General features: G+C 58.3%; 15 protein-coding genes. 7 read left to right on the top strand and 8 right to left on the bottom strand.

All coding sequences use genetic code 11. The annotated features are described in order from the left end of the window. Nucleotides 1-105: 105 nt before the first annotated feature. On the top strand, nucleotides 106-972 hold the full coding sequence (locus tag FY550_RS04500) for an aldo/keto reductase family oxidoreductase (protein ID WP_325062974.1): 867 nt from the start codon (nucleotides 106-108) through the stop codon (nucleotides 970-972). 54 nt (nucleotides 973-1026) lie between these two features. Here the strand turns inward: FY550_RS04500 and FY550_RS04495 are convergent, their stop codons facing one another. From FY550_RS04495 to FY550_RS04485, 3 genes are all read right to left on the bottom strand, one after another. Then, on the bottom strand, nucleotides 1027-2898 hold the full coding sequence (locus FY550_RS04495; RefSeq protein WP_139148610.1) for a sensor domain-containing phosphodiesterase: 1872 nt from the start codon (nucleotides 2896-2898) through the stop codon (nucleotides 1027-1029). A gap of 413 nt (nucleotides 2899-3311) precedes the next feature. Further along, the gene (locus tag FY550_RS04490; RefSeq protein WP_070976001.1) at nucleotides 3312-4442 is read right to left on the bottom strand and encodes an MFS transporter; all 1131 of its coding nucleotides are present in this window, start codon (nucleotides 4440-4442) and stop codon (nucleotides 3312-3314) included. Further along, complete coding sequence (locus FY550_RS04485) at nucleotides 4435-5187, bottom strand: DeoR/GlpR family DNA-binding transcription regulator (RefSeq protein ID WP_070975999.1); 753 nt, start codon at nucleotides 5185-5187, stop codon at nucleotides 4435-4437. The genes FY550_RS04490 and FY550_RS04485 overlap by 8 nt, the downstream gene beginning before the upstream one ends. 187 nt (nucleotides 5188-5374) lie before the next feature. Here FY550_RS04485 and FY550_RS04480 point away from each other — a divergent pair, with 187 nt between their 5' ends. Both FY550_RS04480 and FY550_RS04475 read left to right on the top strand, forming a co-directional pair. Then, nucleotides 5375-5803 (top strand): DUF2231 domain-containing protein, encoded by a 429-nt coding sequence (locus FY550_RS04480; RefSeq protein WP_070975996.1) that lies wholly within the window; start codon nucleotides 5375-5377, stop codon nucleotides 5801-5803. 35 nt (nucleotides 5804-5838) lie between these two features. Beyond that, nucleotides 5839-7239, top strand: a complete 1401-nt coding sequence (locus FY550_RS04475) for a PQQ-dependent sugar dehydrogenase (RefSeq protein ID WP_420843349.1) — start codon at nucleotides 5839-5841, stop codon at nucleotides 7237-7239. Nucleotides 7240-7315: 76 nt separating this feature from the next. Here the strand turns inward: FY550_RS04475 and FY550_RS04470 are convergent, their stop codons facing one another. From FY550_RS04470 to FY550_RS04455, 4 genes are all read right to left on the bottom strand, one after another. Continuing rightward, a complete protein-coding gene (locus tag FY550_RS04470) occupies nucleotides 7316-8206 on the bottom strand; it encodes a LysR family transcriptional regulator (protein ID WP_070975991.1) in 891 nt (296 codons plus the stop codon). Nucleotides 8207-8253: 47 nt separating this feature from the next. After that, the gene (locus FY550_RS04465; protein WP_070975989.1) at nucleotides 8254-8748 is read right to left on the bottom strand and encodes a glycoside hydrolase family 3 protein; all 495 of its coding nucleotides are present in this window, start codon (nucleotides 8746-8748) and stop codon (nucleotides 8254-8256) included. Between the two features lie 165 nt (nucleotides 8749-8913). After that, a complete protein-coding gene (locus tag FY550_RS04460; protein ID WP_070975986.1) occupies nucleotides 8914-10605 on the bottom strand; it encodes an FAD-binding oxidoreductase in 1692 nt (563 codons plus the stop codon). 69 nt (nucleotides 10606-10674) lie between these two features. Beyond that, nucleotides 10675-11340: a glutathione S-transferase family protein gene (locus tag FY550_RS04455; RefSeq protein ID WP_070975984.1), complete on the bottom strand. Its 666-nt coding sequence runs from the start codon at nucleotides 11338-11340 to the stop codon at nucleotides 10675-10677. A 148-nt stretch (nucleotides 11341-11488) separates the two neighbouring features. On the opposite strand from FY550_RS04455, the gene FY550_RS04450 reads away from it, so the two are divergent. Next, a complete protein-coding gene (locus FY550_RS04450; protein WP_070975981.1) occupies nucleotides 11489-12412 on the top strand; it encodes a LysR family transcriptional regulator in 924 nt (307 codons plus the stop codon). A 261-nt stretch (nucleotides 12413-12673) separates the two neighbouring features. Here the strand turns inward: FY550_RS04450 and FY550_RS04445 are convergent, their stop codons facing one another. Then, entirely contained in the window at nucleotides 12674-13906 is a 1233-nt protein-coding gene (locus FY550_RS04445; RefSeq protein ID WP_070975978.1) for an amino acid deaminase, read from the bottom strand. 154 nt (nucleotides 13907-14060) lie between these two features. Here FY550_RS04445 and FY550_RS04440 point away from each other — a divergent pair, with 154 nt between their 5' ends. The 3 genes from FY550_RS04440 (at nucleotide 14061) to FY550_RS04430 (ending at nucleotide 20668) form a co-directional block, all read left to right on the top strand. Beyond that, nucleotides 14061-14456 carry a RidA family protein gene (locus FY550_RS04440; protein WP_070975976.1) on the top strand — a complete coding sequence of 132 codons (396 nt, stop codon included), beginning with the start codon at nucleotides 14061-14063 and terminating at the stop codon, nucleotides 14454-14456. 237 nt (nucleotides 14457-14693) lie between these two features. Continuing rightward, nucleotides 14694-16187 carry a DUF2252 domain-containing protein gene (locus FY550_RS04435; RefSeq protein ID WP_149054383.1) on the top strand — a complete coding sequence of 498 codons (1494 nt, stop codon included), beginning with the start codon at nucleotides 14694-14696 and terminating at the stop codon, nucleotides 16185-16187. Nucleotides 16188-16534: 347 nt separating this feature from the next. Then, nucleotides 16535-20668, top strand: a complete 4134-nt coding sequence (locus FY550_RS04430; protein WP_070975974.1) for a hypothetical protein — start codon at nucleotides 16535-16537, stop codon at nucleotides 20666-20668. The last annotated feature ends 100 nt before the right edge of the window (nucleotides 20669-20768 follow it).

Raw genomic sequence — 20768 nt, 5'->3', positions numbered from 1 at the left:
GTCCGCTTGACCGTACAACCTGTCCTGATTTGACCGGATAGTCGCACATGCTGTTGCGCACTAGCATAGAGCTGTTCCTTTAATGGTCCCCCGAACAGGAGAACAATGATGACCAGCGTTGATGAGTCCGGTCGCTATCAGCTCGGCGAATGGCAGGTGCGGCGTCTGGGTTATGGCGCCATGCAACTGGCTGGCCCCGGTGTTTTCGGTCCGCCCCGTGATCCGGACATGGCTCGGCGTGTTCTGCGTGAAGTCGTCGAGGCGGGTGTCGATCACATTGACACTTCGGATTTCTATGGCCCGCATGTCACCAACCAGCTCATCAGGGAGGCACTGTATCCCTATCCCGAGCATCTGCATATCGTCACCAAGGTCAGCGCACGCCGCGATAAAACAGGGGCCTGGTTGCCGGCACTGTCAGCCGAGGAACTGACACAAGCTGTGGAGGATAACCTGCGCCATCTGGGGCTGGATGTGCTGGACGTGGTCAATCTGCGCAGCATGCTTGATGTCCACGGACCGGCCGAGGGCTCGCTCGAAGCGCCCTGGACCACCCTGGTAGAACTGAAGGAGCGCGGCCTTGTTCGCCATCTCGGCCTGAGCAATGTCACGCCGACACAAATCCGCGAGGCACAGAAGATGGCCCCGGTGGCCTGCGTACAGAACCAGTACAACCTGGCGCATCGCGATGATGATGCCCTGATCGGCGAGCTGGCTGCACAAGGCATTCCCTATGTGCCCTTCTTTCCCCTGGGCGGCTTCACTCCGCTGCAGTCAAAAACACTGGATGAGGTCGCAGCCCGGCTCGAGGCTACCCCCATGCAGGTGGCGCTCGCCTGGCTATTGAAGCGTTCGCCCAACATCCTGCTGATTCCAGGCACCTCGTCACTCACGCATCTGCACGAGAATCTGGCAGCGGCGAAGCTGACGATTCCGGAGGAAGAAATGCAGGTACTGGAGGGGATGAAATGACCCGATCCCTCCTGAAGCACTAATCGGCGGGTTCGGCCTTCAGGCTGAAGAAGTTTACTCTGACCTTGCCGCTCGAGCGAGTGACGCCGGGGTAGGCAGCAATCTGCCCCGGAGCCACTGTACTGCAGTTTCAGCCGGAGCAGGATGTGCAAAGAGATACCCCTGTACGGCATGACAGCCCAGTTCCTTCAGCGCAACATACTGACCGTACGTTTCAACACCTTCAGCCACGATGGACAAGCCGGCATGTCGGCCTACGCTCACAATGGCACCAATCAGTGCCGCAGCCTTTTCGTTATCCAGCATGCTGTGTACGAAGGAACGGTCAATCTTCAGGACATCCACCGGAAGATGAGGCAAGTAGGATAAGGCGGAGTACCCCGTGCCAAAATCATCTATGGCAAAGCGGACACCGAATTCGGCCAGCACCTGAATATTGGCAAAAACGGCTTCGAAATCATTGACGATGGCGTGTTCGAGAATTTCGAGCTCGATCCAGCGGCCATCCAGTCCTGCCAGTTGAAGCTCTCGGCAAAGAAAGTCGGTAAAAGGTGGGTGGCTCAACAATTCGGGCATGATATTGATAGCCACGGGCACCAGATCAATGCCGGCTTGCTGCCATTGCGCCAGCTGGCGAATCACATTTCTGATCACCCACATATCCAGCTCACGACACAGTCCTGTCCGTCCGGCGACCTCCAGGATTTCAAGCGGCGACACTCTGCCCAGAGCAGGATCATCCCAGCGCAATAACGCTTCCATGCCAGCCAGCCTGTGCGGGCTGATTTCCAGCTTCGGTTGAAAATGAAGGCTGAGTTCGTTGTTACGAATGGCATTCGGCAACCGACTTCTGATCGAGCGCAGATGGTGTACCCTGTCCAGCCAGACACTCGCATCCAGGATCTGCAGACCGGTTAACGGATAGGACTGCCGCGTATCCAGATAGTGGAGCATCTGCAGCAGTTTGCGGCTTTCATCCAACCCCGTTCGCAACGGAAAATGGATGACCCTCTGGACGAATTCGATTTCCTGCTGCCCGACGACAAAGGGCCGGGACAAGACGCGCTCCAGCTCATCAAGGACGGTGGCCAGGGCGGATTGATCCTCGACAGTAAAAAGTACTGCCAAACGCTCCGGTTCCACGCGGCCGATACTGGCTCGGTCCGCGGCAAATACCGATTGCAATCGCTCATGCACCTGGAGGATCAGGCTCTCTTCGATGGAATCGTTATAACGAAGATTGAGCAGGTTCCAGTCATGAACTTCCAGACTCAACAGATACGCTACCGAGGATGTATCGGGCTCCCGAGGCCGCTGAAGCGCGTACGTCAGCGTATGTATCATGCCCTGATAGTTCAGACAGTAGAGCAGCGAATCCCGGTTGGCGCGAAGCCCGGCCTGAGCCCGCTCCTGCGAGATTCGATCCGTCAGGCGCAACTCGCTCTCCACCATTTGTGCCATGTCCAGCAGAATCACGCGCTCACTTTCAGTCAATGAGCGCGGACTGGTATCCATGATGCAAAGCGTGCCCAGAGGATAACCACTGGCAGTGCGAAGAATGGCGCCGGCATAAAACCGGACATGCGGAAAACCGGTCACCAGTGGGCTTGCCGAAAAGAGCTCATGCGCCTGCGTATCTTCCACGACCAGTAGCTGCTCTTCCTTCAGAGCCTCGGAACAAAATGAAGTGCGCTCACGGCATAATTCAAGCGCCTCTATCTGATAGCGCGACTTGAACCAGAGGCGATGTTCATCCACCAGACTCACCAGCGAATAGGGCACATTGAACACCCGGGCTGCCAGCTGTGTCAGACGATCGAAACGCTCTTCCGGCTCCGTATCGAGTATGGCCAGCTCTTGCAGCGCCTGTATTCGTTGCCATTCATCCGTTACCAGCGGATTTGACTGTTTATTGTATGCAAGCATGATGACCCTGATTGAATGGAACACATGGCTTAACAAGCTGCTGCCGGAAAACCGATTCCTGTTGTTATTTATCGACGGGATGGGTAGCAGGTTAAATAAAAAAATAATGACCGATACCAATCCATGTTAATGAATGATGAATTCTTCTTTTCAATCAAAACTCTTTCTGCATTAACAAATAATCATCAACATGGCCGAAACAGTTTCGCTTAAACAACAACTGCCACTTTAGTGAAGACGCAACACATCAATCCTACCGGCTAACCGTCATCCTCATGACATTACCTACAGAAAAACCGGGCCGTAACAAGGCGCTTGTCGTAATCGCTACTGCCTAACAAATACCTCACAGTGAGGTCATGATCGCTTCATGCCTTCCGTCTGGCGCCAGCGTTGACAGAAACCTTCCAGGATCACTCAAGCGATGAAGCCGCAAATACGATAAACAATGCCAGAAGGCCAAGGATTCCGAAGGCGTAGTGCAGCGTAACAAGGTGGGCGGTCAAGCCGATCAATGGCGGTCCGAGCAGCATCCCGCCATAGCCCAGGGTTGCCACACTGGCGATGGCCACCCCGGGAGGGGTATCAGAGTCATTGGCTGCACGCGAAAAGGCCAGCGGCATGATGAGGGCATAACCAATACCGAGCAAGAAGAAGCCAGGCAGCGCTGTCATGAAACTGGTGGAAAGCACGGCGAGCAGCACACCCATGGATGCGCAACACCCGGCGAAGCGTGCAGCGTTTACCGGTCCCAGCCGGGAAATCACGCCACCACCGATCAACCGCATGACGACCATGGCTACCGAGAACACGGCATACCCGAGTGCCCCCTGAGCCAGGGTCGCCGAGGTGACGTTAACCAGAAACAAGGCGCTCCAGTCAGCGATCGCGCCCTCGCCGAGAGAGGCGCACAGGGCAATGATTCCGACCCATAGCAGGCCACCACGGGGTAGAGGAAAACGTTTCGCCCCCGCTGGTCGTGGCCTCGTCTCGGACTGCCAGCCAATATTCGCAAGCAGGATCGTGCCCACGGACATCGTGACCGCAACAAGCGCAAAGTGCGCCAGCAGCGATAGGTCCAGATTCACGGCCACATAACCCACCGCAGCCCCGACACCAGCCCCCAGGCTCCACATGGCGTGAAACGACGACATGACCGGCTTTTCGATGAAACGTTCCGCCTCACCGGCCCAACTGTTCATGGTGACATCCATGGCCCCATGGCCGGCGCCGAAGAAAAACAGTGCTGTAGCCGTCAGCCAGAGGCTGGATGTGCAGCCGATCAACACCAGGGCAAGGGCATAAGCAACAGCAATGGCCAGTGTTGCGCGAGCAGCGCCGACGGTATCCGAAGCCCTGCCAGCCAGCGGAAACGAAACCAGAGCCCCTGAAGCCAGCACGAGCAGCAGCAGCCCAAGCCACCCCCCATCCAGCCCATACTGCGATGCCACTGCTGGAATGCGCGACGCCCAGGTGCCGAACAAACCACCGTTGAGAAAGAACATGGCGGCTACGGCGAACCAGACTCTCCGGGAATCAGGCATGCAGAATCTCCATAGCCGAGCTGCCGAATGCCGCTACGTCTTCCGACCCGGCATCAGTGATCAAACAGTCGATCTCCTCGAGAGCGACTGCCCTGTGGCGCGCGCGGCGCCCGATCTTCTCGCGTGCGGCCAGTACCAGGGTTCTCTGCGCGGCCCCGGACATGGCGTGCTTGAGATACGCTTCCTGCAGGTCGTCAACGCTGAGCCCGAATTCGGCATCAAGACCGCAGGCGCCGAGTACGGCGATGTCTGCATAAAGGCTTGCCGTAGCCAATAGAGCTGTATCGCCGACATTGACCCCGCCTCGCACACTCAACTGGCCGCCCAGCATGAAAACGTCAATGCCATTTTTCTGACAGGCTACCGCGACCCATGGCGAAGGGGTCATGACCAGTAGCCCTGTCTTCGGCTGCAGTCGCTCGGCGAATGCAAGTACCGTGCTGCCGCCATCAAGCAGCAAGGTATCCACATCGTCGGTCAGGCTTGCCGCCCGAGCGACAATGGCATCGATGGCTCGCGTGTGGGTCGAAACCCGATATTGCAGAGGCGCCGAGGCCGGAGCAGTCGACACCGCCCCACCTCGAACCCGTTGTGCCCTGCCCTGTTGTTCGAGGGCAATGATGTCCCGGCGGATGGTATCCAGTGAGACGCCGAACTCTCTCGCGAGCTCCTGCGCGATCAGTTGTTCGCCACTGGCAAGTCTGGCCAGTAGCTGCTGCTGTCGGGTTTCGGGGACGTTGAGCATTCATGCCCTCTTGTGCATATTTTTGCATGATATTGCTGCTTTTTGCGTATTCTGGCAAGTCAGGGCTTAAGCTGATGAAAATGATGGTGACCACGAATCAACTACACTGCCTGACAGTCATTCTCATGACATTGCCTACAGTGCATCCGGGCTGCCAAAGCCGTCCGATCAGCAAAAGGAGTTTGCCGTGATCGCTACTGCCGAACGAACGCCTCGAAGTGGGTTGGCCCCACTTCATGGCATATTACTTGCTGGCACCTTTCCTCTTTTCCTGGGTGCCGCCCTGAGCGATTACAGTTATTCGTCGAGTTTTCACATCCAGTGGGCAACCTTTGCCTCCTGGCTGATCGTCGGCGGTCTCGTCTTCAATGGCTTTGCCTTGTTGTTCGCCATCGCCGGGCTTTTTCGCAGCCATGGTCATCGTGGTTCAGCGACCATCTACTGTTTGTTACTACTGGCCAGTGGTGTGCTGGGCTTTATCAATGCGCTGGTGCATGCCCGGGATGCGTGGGCGATGATGCCCACCGGTCTTGTGCTATCGATCGTCATGACCGTGCTGGCGTTCGTGGCCAGCTGGATCGGTTATGCCCGTCTCGGCGCCGGAGGCCAGTCATGATGCTATCTCGCATGGTTTACGCAGCGCCGCTTTCGATGCTGCTGATCGTCAGCAGTGCCAGTGCCGCTGAAGGTGACCCGCAGTACGGCCCCAATCCCGAATTGCCTGCACCACAGCGTGGGCTTTTGCCCAACATGACGGTCCCGGAACGCGCTCCATGGGGAGACCACAGACCGACCGTGCCCGAGGGCTATTCGATTCAGGCCATTGCCACAGATCTGAAGGTACCGCGTCATACGCTGGTACTGCCCAACGGCGATATCCTCGTTGCAGAAGGCAAGGGAGGTGGCAATGCGCCGAAACTCAGGCCCAAGGACTTCATTGCCGGATTGATCAAGTCCAGGGGGACGACCTCGGTTAAAGGTGGAGATCGACTCACCCTGCTGCGCGATGGTGATGATGACGGCCGCTATGAGATGCAGACGGTTTTCGCCGACGATCTCAATGCCCCCTACGGGCTTGCCCTGGTCGGTAATGATCTCTATGTCGCCAATCAGGATGCACTGGTGCGTTTCGATTACCGCGAGGGGCAGACCCGGGCCAGCAGCGCACCCGAGGTGATTACCGAACTGCCTGCCGAAATCAATCACCACTGGACCAAGGCGCTAACGGCAAGCGCCGATGGCCGTTACCTTTATGTCGGTATCGGCTCCAATAGCAACATTACCGAGCGCGGCATGGCGGCAGAAGTCGATCGGGCCCGAATCTGGGAAATCGACCCCGGTACCGGCGCCCACCGAACCTACGCAACCGGCATACGCAATCCTACGGCATTGACCATTCAGCCGGGCACGGGCCAGCTTTGGGCGGTGGCAAACGAACGTGATGAGCTCGGCCCCAATCTGGTGCCCGACTACCTCACCTCCATCCAGGAAGGCGGCTTCTACGGATGGCCCTACAGCTACTGGGGGCAGCATGTCGATCCCCGCGTTCGCCCGCAAAATTCGCAGAAGGTCAAATCAGCCATCGCACCGGATTACAGCCTCGGCTCGCATCGGGCCCCGCTCGGCGTCGACTTTTCCAACGCTGCCGTGGGCGGTCAATTCACGCAAGGTGTCTTCATCGGGGAGCATGGCAGTTGGAACCGTTCGAACCCTGCCGGCTACAAGGTCGTTTTCGTCCCGTTCGAGAATGGTCATCCTGCCGGCGACCCCGTTGATTTTGTTTCCGGGTTCCTCACCGGGGACGGAAAAACACGCGGCCGCCCGGTGGGCGTCACTGTGGCGCCGGATGGCTCGGTCATTGTGGCCGACGACATGAGCAACACGGTCTGGCGGATCACACGCGATGGCAATGACAGCACGCAGCGGAAGGATGACATGAACGCCGCCTCGGCCACCGAAGCCGAGGATCGCGCCTCCTCCTCGACGAAAGATGAATCCACTTCTGAAGGAGATGGCACGACTGACGACGAGGCGCCCACGACCACCGCCTGATGGCGGTGATCATCCATGCTGTTATGCACACTCTGTCAGAAAGCATCGCGCGGGCGGGGCCGGATAGGCATTCGGCTTACCCGCCCATGCTGTTTGTCAGCGTGGCTCGAAAATCCTCGAACACAGGCGTGGCATAGTCCTTGCGCCACGCCAGCTTCGTGGTCACCCGGCCAAGCGGAATACATTGCAGGTTGTCGGGCGGCAGCATCTTCCGATAAACACTCTCGGGCAGTACCGTGGCACATCGTCCGGTACACGCCAGCGCTACCATCACATGGTAGGACGGCGACTCCTGGATGACCCACTCCTTGTGCTCGGGTATCTGCAGACAGCTCTCCGCCATGCTTCGATAGGTGCACCCCGGTGGGAATGCCGCCAGCGTTCTGACTGAAACATCTTCCAGCCCGGGATTGTCGATCCCCGTATCCGGATGCAGCAGGATCAGTGACTCCTCCCAGGCATCGCAGAAGGCCAATCCCAGCACATCCAGCTTTTCCGACAGCGGGCTGTCGATAAACGAAGGTGGAAAAGCCAGAAAGGCGCCATCGAGTTTGCCCGCTCGAACATCGTCGAGCAGCCTGATTGACGGGCTGGTGCTGAGCTTCACCCGATGCTCGGGGAAGGATTGATGAAAAGCTGCCAAAAGCTCTGGCAAACGACTCGCAGCCGTGGCTTCCATGCTTCCGATTCGCAGAGTTCCGGGAGACTGGCCTCCCGAAACGACATGCAGGGACTCATCCCGGAGGCTGAGGATGCGCTCGGCATACTCCAGAAAGACCTCACCCGCGGCGGACAGGGCAAGGCTTTTCCCGGTTCTCACCAGCAGCTCGGCACCAATGCTTGCCTCCAGTTTCTGCAACCGCGTGGTGACATTCGAAGGGCTCTTGCCCAAAAGACGCGCCGCCCCGGTCACACTCAGCTCACTGGCAACACAGACAAACACTCTGAGAGATTCAAAATCCTCCACTACACCACTCCTTCGATCACACGCCTCTGAAAACCGTCAGCGACTACTCAGCGCAATGCCTGCCTGAGCTCATCCAGGGGAACTTCCGTTCTCATCTTCAGCGTGTCGGGTTCCAGCTCCTTCTCGGAAAGGCAATTCAACCAGGCCTGTTTTGGCTCGGCGCAGTAAAAACGCTTGACGCCCTCATCAAGAGGGTTAGTCAGCTCAACGCTTTCACCGGGATAGAGCAAGCCGAAAGCCTTGCGCGCTTCCTCCGGATCCGAGACCTCCCGCGCAACACACTGCAGATAAAGGCACCTCAGATTGTTGGTGCCTCTCGCCCGCGTCGAATCATAAAAGGTCATGAATATCGAACTATTGGCAGCAATGTTTCGGGAGTGCTCCGCCAATCGCCAGGACGACCAGTAGAAGTTCAGCTCGTTATCCGGCAATGCCGTAGCCGGTGTATTCCAGGGCACATCGTTGCGCGATGTCGCAATGTTGGCGTAGAGGCAATTGTTCAGGATCTCGGCCGACCGTTTCGCCAGGTTCACATCACTCACTGGGCACCTCGTGCATTCTCAAAATTAAAACAAATAATAATTTCATTCTCATTTTGAGAATATATGCGCCGCAGCTACCTCGCAAGCTTCCTTGCGTCAGGGACATGGCCGCTGCAGTAGAAGAGAGCGGCCTGCGGTCGGCAGGCTCTGTCGGTATTTTCGCTGCTAGCCCGCCGGTCCGAACGTTTCGAATTCGATACACTCTGACGGGACGCCCCCGGCCTCCAGATCAGCGCTGAGTTCAGCGAGAAATCGGGCCGGACCACAGAGCAGATAGTGCGACTCGCTGCCGGCCCCCAGCGCCAGCAGTGCCTCCGCCGTGATCCTGCCTTCGGCATCGTAATCCTCTCCGGGGCGATCATTCGCCTCGGGTGCGCTGTAAAAAATCCGGTGTTTGATAGGACCAGTGGCGGTTTTGGCGGCCGTTGTCTCACCGGAAGCAGCCACCAGCGCTTCGACCTCTTCCCTGAACGCGTGCGCCGCGCCGTTACGCGCGCCATGCACGAACCAGACCGGGCGGGCATCCCGTTCGGCCACGAGCGCATGCAGCATCGACAGCATCGGCGTGATCCCCACACCGGCACTGACCAGTACCACCGGTCGAGAGTCGCGAGGCAGCACGAAGTCGCCCGAGGGCGGCCGCGCCGCGATCCGGTCGCCGATGGTTACCGTATCGTGTAAAAAGCGTGAAGCAATGCCATGTTCCTCGCGCTTGATACTGAGCCGCCAACCCCCGCCCTGCGGCGCTCCGGAAAGCGAGTAACTGCGTCGGACAAGACCCGGCTGCCCCGGCACGTCCAGCTCGATGGGCAGGTACTGGCCAGCCTGAAACGAGGGAAGCGCTCCACCTCCGGCATCCGCCAGATAAAAGGAGGTGATCCGATCGCTTTCGACCACTCTGTCAACGACCTTGAGCTGCAACGGCGCCTGCGCCTGCCACCATCGCAGTGATAGTGCGCCCGGGCGGTCCACTACCTGCTCCACCGTTACCTCGATCAGCCGCTTCGCGTTCGGATCATGCGTTTGCTGTGGCGCCCAGTCGATACAGGCACGGCCGGTCATCTGCAGCAGTCCCCCCGTCTCGAAATCGACAAACGCCAGCCCTACCCTCGGGTCGCGAATCAGATTGCCCAGCGTGTTGAAAAAGTTGTTACCCGGATAATCCGGGAACTGCAGCGTCCCCCGCTCGGTAACGCGCACGAACCCCGGCTCACCGCCGCGATGCGAGGCATCGTAACCGCGGGATCGAGGTACTCCCCCTGCCGCTTCATCGGTCTCATTTCCTGCAAAGGCAGAACCGATGAAAAACGTATCCGCCGTTTCGATACGCGCGCGCTGACCGGCGTCCAGGGCTTCCGAGACAGTCGCCTCGGGCACAGTAACGGGGGCAACCCGCTGCCACTCTCGCTCGTGGATGTACTGCGGACAGTTGCCAAAGCTCTGCTGTACTTCAAGCATCAGGCAGCCATCCGTCGAGCGAACCGCACCATTGAGTCGATTGCGGCGACGCGTGGCCAGTTCGATCCCCAACAGGCCGACATCGGCGCCGGCATGCAGCGCCGAGGCCAGCGGATCATCGCGCCCGAGCGAGGCCGTCATGGCCAGTGTCCGCGCATTGGGGGTATCGATGAAGCCTTCTTCTCCCTCCAGCAGCGTCACCCATGGGCGACCTTCATCGTCGCCGGCCGCCATGACCAGAAACGGCAGACTGGAGAAAAATTCACGATGCTGCTCGGGCATATAATCGCGAATGAAGCTCCCGGAAGCGGCTGCCTGACGTGCAACACCGGCTCGCCGCTGAGCTTCGCGCTCTCCCGCATGAAAAGGTGTCGTATGCGCAGACGTCGTCTCCGTCATGACCAACCTCCTCTCGTTGGCTGTGAACTCAAGTCGTATGGGGGGCGAATGCCAGGTGTGACCGAAGATTCAGGCGAGCACCGGCGAGCGTGCCATGCCGACGAAATGCGGCAGCGCCTCGATACGTGACAGCCAGGCGCGCACCTGCGGGTAGGGATCGAGGCTCACACCACCCTCCGGCGCATGGGCGATATAGCTGTAGCCGGCGATATCAGCCAGGGTCGGATGATCGCTCACCAGCCATTTGCGGCCGTCGAGATGCGCCTCCATCATCGCCAGCAGGGTATGCGAACTCGCCTTGGCGGCTTCGTGGTCGAGGGGGGCGTTGAACACCGTCACCAGCCGCGCGGCACAGGGGCCGTGGGCGATCTCGCCGGCCGCGATGGAGAGCCAGCGCTGGACCCGCGCCTTCTCGAGCGGATCGCCACCAATCCAGAGGGCAGGCTCGCCATAGCGCTCGACCAGGTAGGTAATAATGGCGTTGGAGTCCGCCAGCGTAATGCCGTTGTCATCGATGGCCGGCACCTGCCCCAGCGGACTGATCTTCAGGTAGGCCGGCTCGCGATGAGCGCCATTGGCCATATCGAGATCGATATTTTCATAAGGCACGCCCAGCAGCGCGAGCATCAGCTCGACCCGATGGCAGTGGCCGGATTTCGGATTGCGATAGAGTTTTACCGGCGCCTCAGTCAGGGCCGAGGGCTGGGCAGTACTCAGGGTATCGACGTTCGACATCACAGGACTCCTTCTCTTGAGAGATCAGGGGGGAGGACATGATCGGCATTGACTCCCCGAGCAGTCCTACTGTATTTAACGTCGAAAGATGGAAGAATACCCTTAACATGAAAGAAACCATTTTGATTATTGAAACAATCGAAGTCCCATGGATCGACTACAGGCGCTGAAAGTCTTTGTGGCCGTGGCCGAGGCCGAAGGTTTCGCCCGGGGTGCCCGCGCAGCGGGAATCAGCCCGCCTTCTGCCACACGGGCCATCAACACGCTCGAGCAGACACTCGGCGCCCGGTTGTTCACCCGTTCGACCCGACGGGTCCGGCTGACCGACGCGGGCCGTGCGTATCTGGAAGACGTGCGGGAAATCCTCACCCAGCTGCAGGCAGCCGATGATGCGGCCTCGGGGGCGGCCAACACGCCGGTGGGGCAATTGCGACTCACCTGTCCGCAGGAGTTCGGACGCATACACGTGGCGCCGGTACTGACCGATTTTCTCGATGCACACCCGCAGGTGCGCGCCGATGTGCTGATGGTCGACCGCCTCGTCAATCTGCTTGAAGAAGGCTTTGATATCGCCGTGCGTATCGGCCACCTGCCCTCTTCCGATCTCACAGCCATCCGTATCGGACAGGTGCGCCAGGTCGTATGCGGATCGCTGGCATATTTCGCCGAGCGTGGGCTCCCGCAAACCCCGGACGATCTCACGGCTCATCGTCTCGTGGCGATCGGCCCTGCCAGTCCACTGAACGAGTGGCGGTTCGGCGCGGACAGATCACAGGCCGTCAGAGTGACGCCGCAACTTACGGTCAGCAGCCTGGCCGCCGCCATCGATATTGCCAGGCGGGGCTGGGGGCTGTGCCGCGTCCTGTCCTACCAGGTGGGCGCGGATCTTGCCTCAGGCACCCTCGACACCGTGCTGGAAGCGTACGAGCCTGCACCCCTGCCGATTCATCTCGTCCATGTCGAGGGGCGCCGAGCCGCCGCCAGGGTGCGGGCGTTCATCGATTTCGCCACACCGCGACTGCGCGAGATAGAAGCACTGCATTACGGCCAGAGCGCCGGGCCACTGCGCTAGTGCGCAACGCCCAGCGTGAATCAGATCAGCGATCCAGCCCGCTCATCAGCACGTATTTCACGTTAACGTACGCCTCGATGCCGTAGTAGCTGCCCTCGCGCATGCGACAGCGGAGTTCGTATCCTCGCACTGAGGCACTATCCGATGTATGACACAGCGCCAGTGAGGCCATCGAGACACCGTACTGCTCGGCCTCGATAGGCTCATGAAGAGGTGAAGCAGGGCTTTGCCGCCACTTCCAGTTCGCCGTGCCATTAACACTCAGAACCGGGTTTCCATTACCTCTCGCACGCCCAGTGCGTCATCAACCAGCAGCACCCGGCGCCATTTGTCGAAGGTCAGACAGGGATGCGAAGTACCGAAGGCGATCACGTCGCCGACCGCCACCTCGGCATCGTCGGGAATGGCCAAAAAGACGTGCTGATCCATGATATGCGTGGTGCGCCAGGCGCTCACGTCTCTTGGCGTCGCGGTCGTCGTCGAAGCCACTGGATACAACCGCAGCGGCAACGGCAGGTCCGGCTCATGACCGATGTCACGCTTGCCCAGAGCGACGATCGCCAGTCCCGGCTCGGGCAGTGACTGTACGTGGGCAAACACCTCGAGCGCCGGCTTGAGCTCACCCTCGAGCCCGGGATGACGCGCCTTCACCGCGGCCATGGCGCCGGCGTAGAGCCGGTGATCGTGGACCACGTAGCATCCCGGGCGCAGCACTGGCATGTAGTGCTCGCGCAACTCCGCGCGGTCGAATGCTTCGGCGATCAGATCGAACCACTTCGACCCGGAGGCGGTGACGATCGGCGCCTCGCGCTGGAGTACCCCGCTAGCCCGCAGTGCCCTGACGGTCTCCACCAACCGTTCGCCGTAAGCGCACACCGCGGCCACCTCGTCGCCACCTGAGATCATGCCCTCGTAACCTTCGATACCGGCCAGCACCAGGGCCGGCTGCTCGGCGATCGCCGCCACCAGCGCTGCAACCTGGTCAGCATCGCGACAGCCGCAGCGCCCGCCCGGCACACCCAGCTCGATCAGCACGTTGAGCCTCTGCCCGCGAGCAGCAAAATAACGCCCCAGCGCAGCGACGTTATCCGCCCCGTCGACCACACAATGGAACTCGGCACCGGCCTCGATCAGCTCGGCGATGATCGCCATGTTGGGCTCACCGACCAGCTGGTTGGCGAGCAGCAATCGCTCGACCCCGGCAGCGAAGGCCGCCCGGCACTGTATCGCGGTGGCCAAGGTAATGCCCCAGGCGCCGGCGGCGAGCTGCCGCCGGAACAGCCCAGGCGTCATGGTGGTCTTGCCGTGCGGCGCGAGACGGGCGCCATGGGCATCGGCGAAGCGCTGCATCCACGCCAGGTTGTGCGCCAGCGGCGCCTCGAAGATCGCCGCCGCCGGCAGCGACACACCCTGCAGCAGGCTGGCATGCGACGCCACGGGCGCGCCTTTCTCGAGAGTCGCCGGCAACCTGTCGGCGGGGCTAGCAGCAGTCATGGCTTTCTCCAGTGAAAAAAGACCAGGCAAGTGCCATGGCCTGAAAGGATCACTCGCCGGCGGATAGCCCCTGGGCGGCCTCGCGCAACGCAGCGATCAGTGTTACACCGACTGCACTGGCGAAACACTTCAGCAACCATCAGGAAATCACACCATGAGTATCACGCGCTATGGCACCACCGGTGGTGTCGGCACCGGCGGCCAGTCACTCCCCTTCGCCCGCGCCACCCAGGCCGACGGCTGGCTGTTTGTCTCCGGCCAGACGCCGATGACCGATGGCGAGGTCGTCGAAGGGGGCATCGTCGAGCAGACGCGCCTGGCCTTCGACAACTGCCTGGCGATCATGCACGAGGCCGGATACGGCGTCGAAGACGTGGTGCACGTCACCGCCGTGCTCACCGATGCCCGTTACTTCTCATCGTTCAACAAGGTCTTCAGGGAGATCTTCGGCGACCACCCCCCGGCGCGTATCTGCAGCGTCCAGGACCTGGTGGTCGACTGCAAGGTCGAGGTCGACGTCAAATGCTATCGCGCCCCCACTGATCGCTGACCATCCAGCCGGTGTGATACGCCTCACACCGGCGCCTTTCTCATTGTTTATCCCTGCCACTCTTCTCCCGAAATCCACCCGCGCGTGCGGCGACCGAGCTCGTCTCGTCGCACCGAGGCGCTGTCGCGAGCCTTATGGTTGAACTCCGGAAACCAGGCGCCCGGCACTCAAGTCGTCCATGCTGAAGGGTAGGCATCCATCCACCTCAGGCACCGTCAGGACAGGCAGGGGAATTTCATGACCAGCCCAACAGAACAGACGCGCAAGGCCCTCTATGAGCAGGCCCAGCAGCAGGAGATTCCGGGGCGCTCCTCGATGAGCAAGGAGGAACTGGCCGCAGCACTTGAGCATCATGCAACCAAGGCGCCAGCGCCGGTGGTGGCGACACGTTATGAGACCTTCAAACGCCTGGCCGAGGCGGTGGCGGCCGGAGAGTTCGTGCTACTCCCGCGAGCACTGACCGGCTACGAGCGCCGCAAGCACGTCCGTCAGACATTGCGCGAGGATCACGCCACCCGCATCGCGGCAGGCTCCGAGGAGGCCGAAAGCAAGTTCGACAAGCTCTCCGATTCGCTCTACTCGTTCTTTCGTGGCACGGCGCTGCTGTTTTATCGCGACATGGCCGGCGACGATGCCTGGATGCCCACCGTACTCGCACTGGGTGATGTGCATCCCGAGAACTTCGGCGTCATGCCCAACGTCAACAATGTGCCGATCTTCTCGGTCAACGACTTCGACGAGGCCTATTACGCCCCGTTCACCTGGGACATCAAACGTGGTGCTGTCGGCTTCATGATTGCCGCAGAGACCGAAGGCGAGCTCAAACGCAAGCAGCAGATCAAGGTGGTGCGCCACTTCGTGCAGGGGTATATCGAAGGGACGCAGCGGCTGGCGCGCGAGGGCACCGAGCAGGATGAAGAGATGCGCTTCGACAACGCGCCGCCGCTCATCCGTGACCTGTTCGAGGATGCCCATGAAGAGCGTGCCGAATGGCTGATGGGTGATTACCTCGATGAGACCGGAAGTCGCTTTCGCTCGACCGAAAAACTGGTACCGATCACCTCGCGGCGGGAGGAATTTCAAAAGATCACCGATCGGCTGATCCGGGAGAATAATATCGAAGTGCCCCAACGTGCCGAGGGCATGCGCGTGAAGGACGTAGCGATCCGCCTCGACCAGGGCACCGCCTCGCTGGGTCTCAACCGCTACTACGTATTGATCGAGGGCCCCGAGCGGGATGGCACCGATGACCTGATCATCGAATACAAACAGGCCCGACGCTCCGCCCTCTCCGGGCTGGTACCACCTTCTTCCTATGAGATGGACACCCGCGCCGAGCGCATCAGCCACGCCCAGGCGGTCCACCTGAGCCACGGCGACCGATTCTACGGCCATGTCGAGTTCGATGGCCTGAGCTACATGTCACGCGAGCGCGCACCGTTTCGTGATGATATCGATCTCGATGATCTCTCCAAAAGCGAATGGAAAAACTACGCCCGCATTTGCGGCGGCGTGCTGGCTCATGTACACGCCCTCTCCGATGAATCCGGACGCATCGATTACGACATCGAACCGGCGATCATGAACGCCATTGAGCCGGCGGAACTGTTTATCGAGGATATGGTGGAATTTACTACGGAAGCCGCCGATCGCCTGCGCCGCGATCATGAGATGTTTCGCGAGGATCACGCCCGGGGCGCGTTCGAGCACCTGGACTGGGTGCATCGGTGAGAGACGATCTCAACCGGATGGATCACCATCCATCCGGGTGAATTCGCAGATCACCATCAGGACCTGACCACGCCTATCAACATTACGAAATCTGGCTGGGGTTTTACTGACCAGCCTCGCCGTTATCTGCATCTACACTGAGCATTACCTTCTGACCGCAGGCTCATTGGCGAACACCACCGCGGGAACCGCTTGACCCTTCCTGATTGAACTCTCATCCAGCCAGTATGCCAGGTTGCCCTTTCGGTGGCGTCTTGTATGCACTCTGGTTTCCTTTGAACTGGCGAATTTATCCAAAGCTGCCAATAATCGATTTCAGGGTCATGGCAGACGAGCCGAGTTCAATCATGAACAATAAATCGAAATCGTCCGAAGGATCGCTATCTCAATTCGAACAAGGATTCATCGAAGCCATTGAATCGGCACGAGTATTCGTTCCGCCGGACTGCGGTGACGATGTAGTAATTCGTGCCGATCTCATTCGGAAAATACTCCTGAATATTGATGTCGCGCGCGATTCTGACAGCCCACATAGTATTAAAGTTACTTCTTTCGGCATTCGTATCGGCTGTGCCACAGCAACGGCGCCAGCTGGCAAAAGTGGGTGGCACAATGCACCACGTACCAGAATCGAAGGCGTACTTGATTTAGCCGGGCTGGGCCCGTTCTCGAATGGTCAGCCGATCTATCTCGAGCTTGAGTGGTGTGATTTCGATCACTATATCGATCTATCCAATGCCACTTTGTCACATCTGTCTCTTTGCGGCTCGCGTTTCGGCGCTCTGCGTCTCGACAATGCTCGCATCGAGGGAGCGCTCGATCTGCGTCAATGCGGCCCGCGGGCCAAAGAGCTGAACACAAGCCGGGGAGGAACAACCGACCAGAGTCAGACCTGGCCTTTCGCCGGGAATCCGTTCCTTTTCGACGATCAAAAGGAAGATATTGGCTGGGTGGGCGCGTCCGCTACGCCCTCATTGCTGGCTACTGATGAGGCACTCTCGCCCTGCATCGTCAGAGCGCGCGATGCCCGAATAGCTGGCAGCATACTGATGGACTGTTCAGATTTCTGCCATGAACAGGATTCCTGCTCGGCGCTTCCTCCTTCCAGAGAGCCATTGAAAAGCGCACTTGATTTCAATGGAATGCAGGTGGAGGGACACATACAACTTCAGCAGAGTGCTGTTATCGGAACGTTCAATCTCGCCAGCGCACGTATTGGCGGCGATGTCTGGCTCAGCGGTTCCCGACTACTGACGCATAATCCCACCGAGTCTCCGAAAGCACTCAATCTGCAGCATACAAGAATCGGAGGCCTGCTCGCTATGCGGGTCATCGATTCCGGGCCTGATCATCGTCAGGACTTCGAACGCAATATCGTTTTCGGACAAATCTTTGGTATCGGTCTGCAGGCAGGTTCGATCTGGTTCGAATGCGGCTTGTTCGTTACTGGACTCACCCAGAGAGAGCCTGCCTTTTTGTTTTTCAAGGCAGCAAACATTGCCGAATCAGTGCGGTTCGGCCCCTATCACAGCTCCGGACAGGAAAGCGTCGGAGCGGACTGGTGTCGAATCGAAGGTGCCCTGTTTCTGGAAGATATTACTATCGGCGGCACCCTGCAGGTTGGTCGCGTGAATGGCTACAACTCGAATAAGTCACAGACAAGCGGGCACGAGGAAAATGCCCCAGCAGGCCATTATGTCAGCCAATTTGATCTCAATAAATCAGCGTCGTGTTGGATCAATGCAAGACAGGCGACGATTCGGCAAGATATTAATATCATGTACTCCCAATTAGGGGATTCCACCCACCAAGGCAACAGCTACGCTCCGCCCGCGATCGACGCTTACAAGGCATCCATTAGCACCGGTTTTCGAATTGATATCAAAAGCCAGTGCCATGGGCTGATTCTGCTTAATCATGCAAGCGTTCACCTTGGCGTTAGCATCGCTTGTAATGTTCAAGGAGCTTGTCAGAAGAACAGCCGAACACCAATCGCTGTGGATCTTTCGGAAACCGAGGTTCTCGGCAATATAGATATCGGCACAGACGGCAGCAATCGTACCGGATCAGCGAACCGATGCGATAATCAGATTACTCTAAAGGGCAGCCTTTTGCTGGCTAATACACGCGTTCACGGCAGCGTGCTGATCGGCAAGGTCAAATTTGAATTTGACACTAAAGCTTCTGAGGCCACCCCGATACCCGAGCTTGATGAGCATTTTACATATCGTCAGGGGGTTTCCTTCGCCGACGCCGATATCGCCGGTGCCCTGGAAGTTGGTGAAATCGAATGGTCACTGTCCAACTCTAGCGACTCGGCTGATGCTAATAATGAAACCGAAAATACCGAACCATACCAATCTCTTACCAAGTATTGTCGTGACGATAAGTACAAAATGGCGGTCTTCCGCCTGCCATTTTACAAGGACGTATTACTCATCGAGATCCTAAACCCCGAGGAGTCAAAGGTGCGGCGCATACTCTGGGACAAACAGAATAGGGTAGACTCCGCGGGAACGGCAGCATTCGTGGTTATCGATGGTAGCGCCGCACCAATCCATGCACTGAATGGACGACTCGGCACCTATGACGTCATGCGTGAGGATAGCCAGAAGAGCCGCTTGCGCCTGGATGAGCGTGCGAAATGCGAAGCCTACCTGGCGTTTTTTTGTGACTCCATCCAGGCAGACGATGGGCCATTCAAAATACAAGAGTTTCTGAATATCGACGATGCTACAAACCAGCTCAAGCGCACACTCTCTCCCAAGGATAATCCAGAGCTTTCTACAGTTATCAGAGCGCGTTTGCTATACGGAGAACATGTTTTTAATGCCAGTTTCGAACTGGACTATCGTGGTAGAGTCGCCATGTTGGAGGATAACCCGATTGGTGAAGAGAAGGGCACGCCAAACGATGAATTTTCAGGGTTCTGGCGACCGATACTTGATAATCGCTTCACTGCCTTCGACTATCGGTCTCATGAATCGTCTGGCCGGTACCATCTTCACCGACTCAGGTTTGCGCTGACACAAGCCCGTCTCAGGAGTCAGATAAAACAGAGATTTACGACTCCCTATTGTGATTTACGGCGCGATCAATCGGCCGTTGCCCTGAATCTTCAGGGCCTCAAATGCGGCTCACTAAAAGACGACTTCGGGCGAAACTGGCACCTGGGGACGCATCGAGTAATACTGCAGGCAGCCGGTATTCATATTGATAGACTCGAAGCCGCCACCGCTAGCCAAAGCCAGGATTATAACAGCCTGTCACCCGGAACAGGATCCAAGCCTGCACACACGGGAAGTCTTGGAAAGCACTTTGATGATAAAGCCTCAAAAGGCGCAGGTTCATACTCTCCGAAAGAACACACTCGTCGCCTTATCTGGCTGACTCATCAAACACCATTCCAGCCAAAGCGGGGAGATCATGATTACCTTCGTGGTGTGGGACGAATGGTGAAGAAACTCCTGCCACTAGTGAAGTGGCCCTCACGCATGATGCGCTGGTATCGCACCTTTGATAAAAAATCCTTCATACCGCAGGTTTATGATCGCTTTGCATTGGCTCATATCGAGGCCGGTGAAGTGTCACAAGGATACGAAATTCTGCGTGAAAAAAAGGATATCGCCAGCGCCATACGACTACGCGGTACAGTAAGGTTATGGTGGGGTCGCAGTTTTGCCAGGTGCGATACCCATTCGGAGAACCAACCAGAGAGAAAATCGCGTCGAATTCCTTATGGTTTTCTGCTGCTGGCGCTCGGTGTTATTGCGCTACTGGTGCAGGCCACGCTCCTGGAACCAGGTTCTACCTGGGAAAGCGTGCTGATCTATATGGCATGGACCTGTCTGCTTCTCGCCTTGTGGCCGGTGCTTGAGGCAATATTCATGCTCTTGTTCAGTGTCGGTTTCCAGTATGGCTTATCCGCACGCCGAGCTCTTCTCACGTTCGGGCTTTGTATTTTATTCGGCGCTGTCATGACACATATCGGTCGCACTGGCAGTCTTTTCCCACCAGCCGATTGGGCAGACCTGGCCCATGGCGAACTTGCCCCCGGTATCGCTATTGTGCTGGATGTGCCCTATCAGGCCCAAGCTCAAGGAATAGCGCCAATTACATCGGTTTATACCTCTAACAGTGTACTGGAATCACGCCTTGAGCCGCGAATTGCCGGGGAAACATTGATAGCACGCGCGTTACCTTGCAATCCGGGGATCGATGGCTTATTCGGTCATTTACTCAATAATTTTGTTTATGCTCTGGACAATTTTGTGCCGCTCATCGACCTGAATCATGCGCGGCACTGTTCGATTCGAAAACCAGCAGCACGCGCCGACGGAACGCTCAATCAAGAAGAAAGCACGGCCTACTATGCAGCCTGGTATCTCGGTAAAGCGTTATACATTGCTCTGGGCTGGATCGTGACCTCCCTCATGCTTCTGACCGTTTCAGGCATCATGAAACGGGATCTTGAGCGTTGACACCATTCCAAGGAAGCTCACACGTGTAGTAACGGCTTCCCCCAGCTCACTTCCAGCGATGCAGCAGCATGATCAAACGTCTATGAAGCTGCACATTACC

Source organism: Kushneria phosphatilytica (assembly GCF_008247605.1).
GTDB lineage: Bacteria > Pseudomonadota > Gammaproteobacteria > Pseudomonadales > Halomonadaceae > Kushneria > Kushneria phosphatilytica.
Note: the sequence above shows the minus strand (reverse complement) of the source record. Positions and strands in the feature narration are given on the sequence as shown.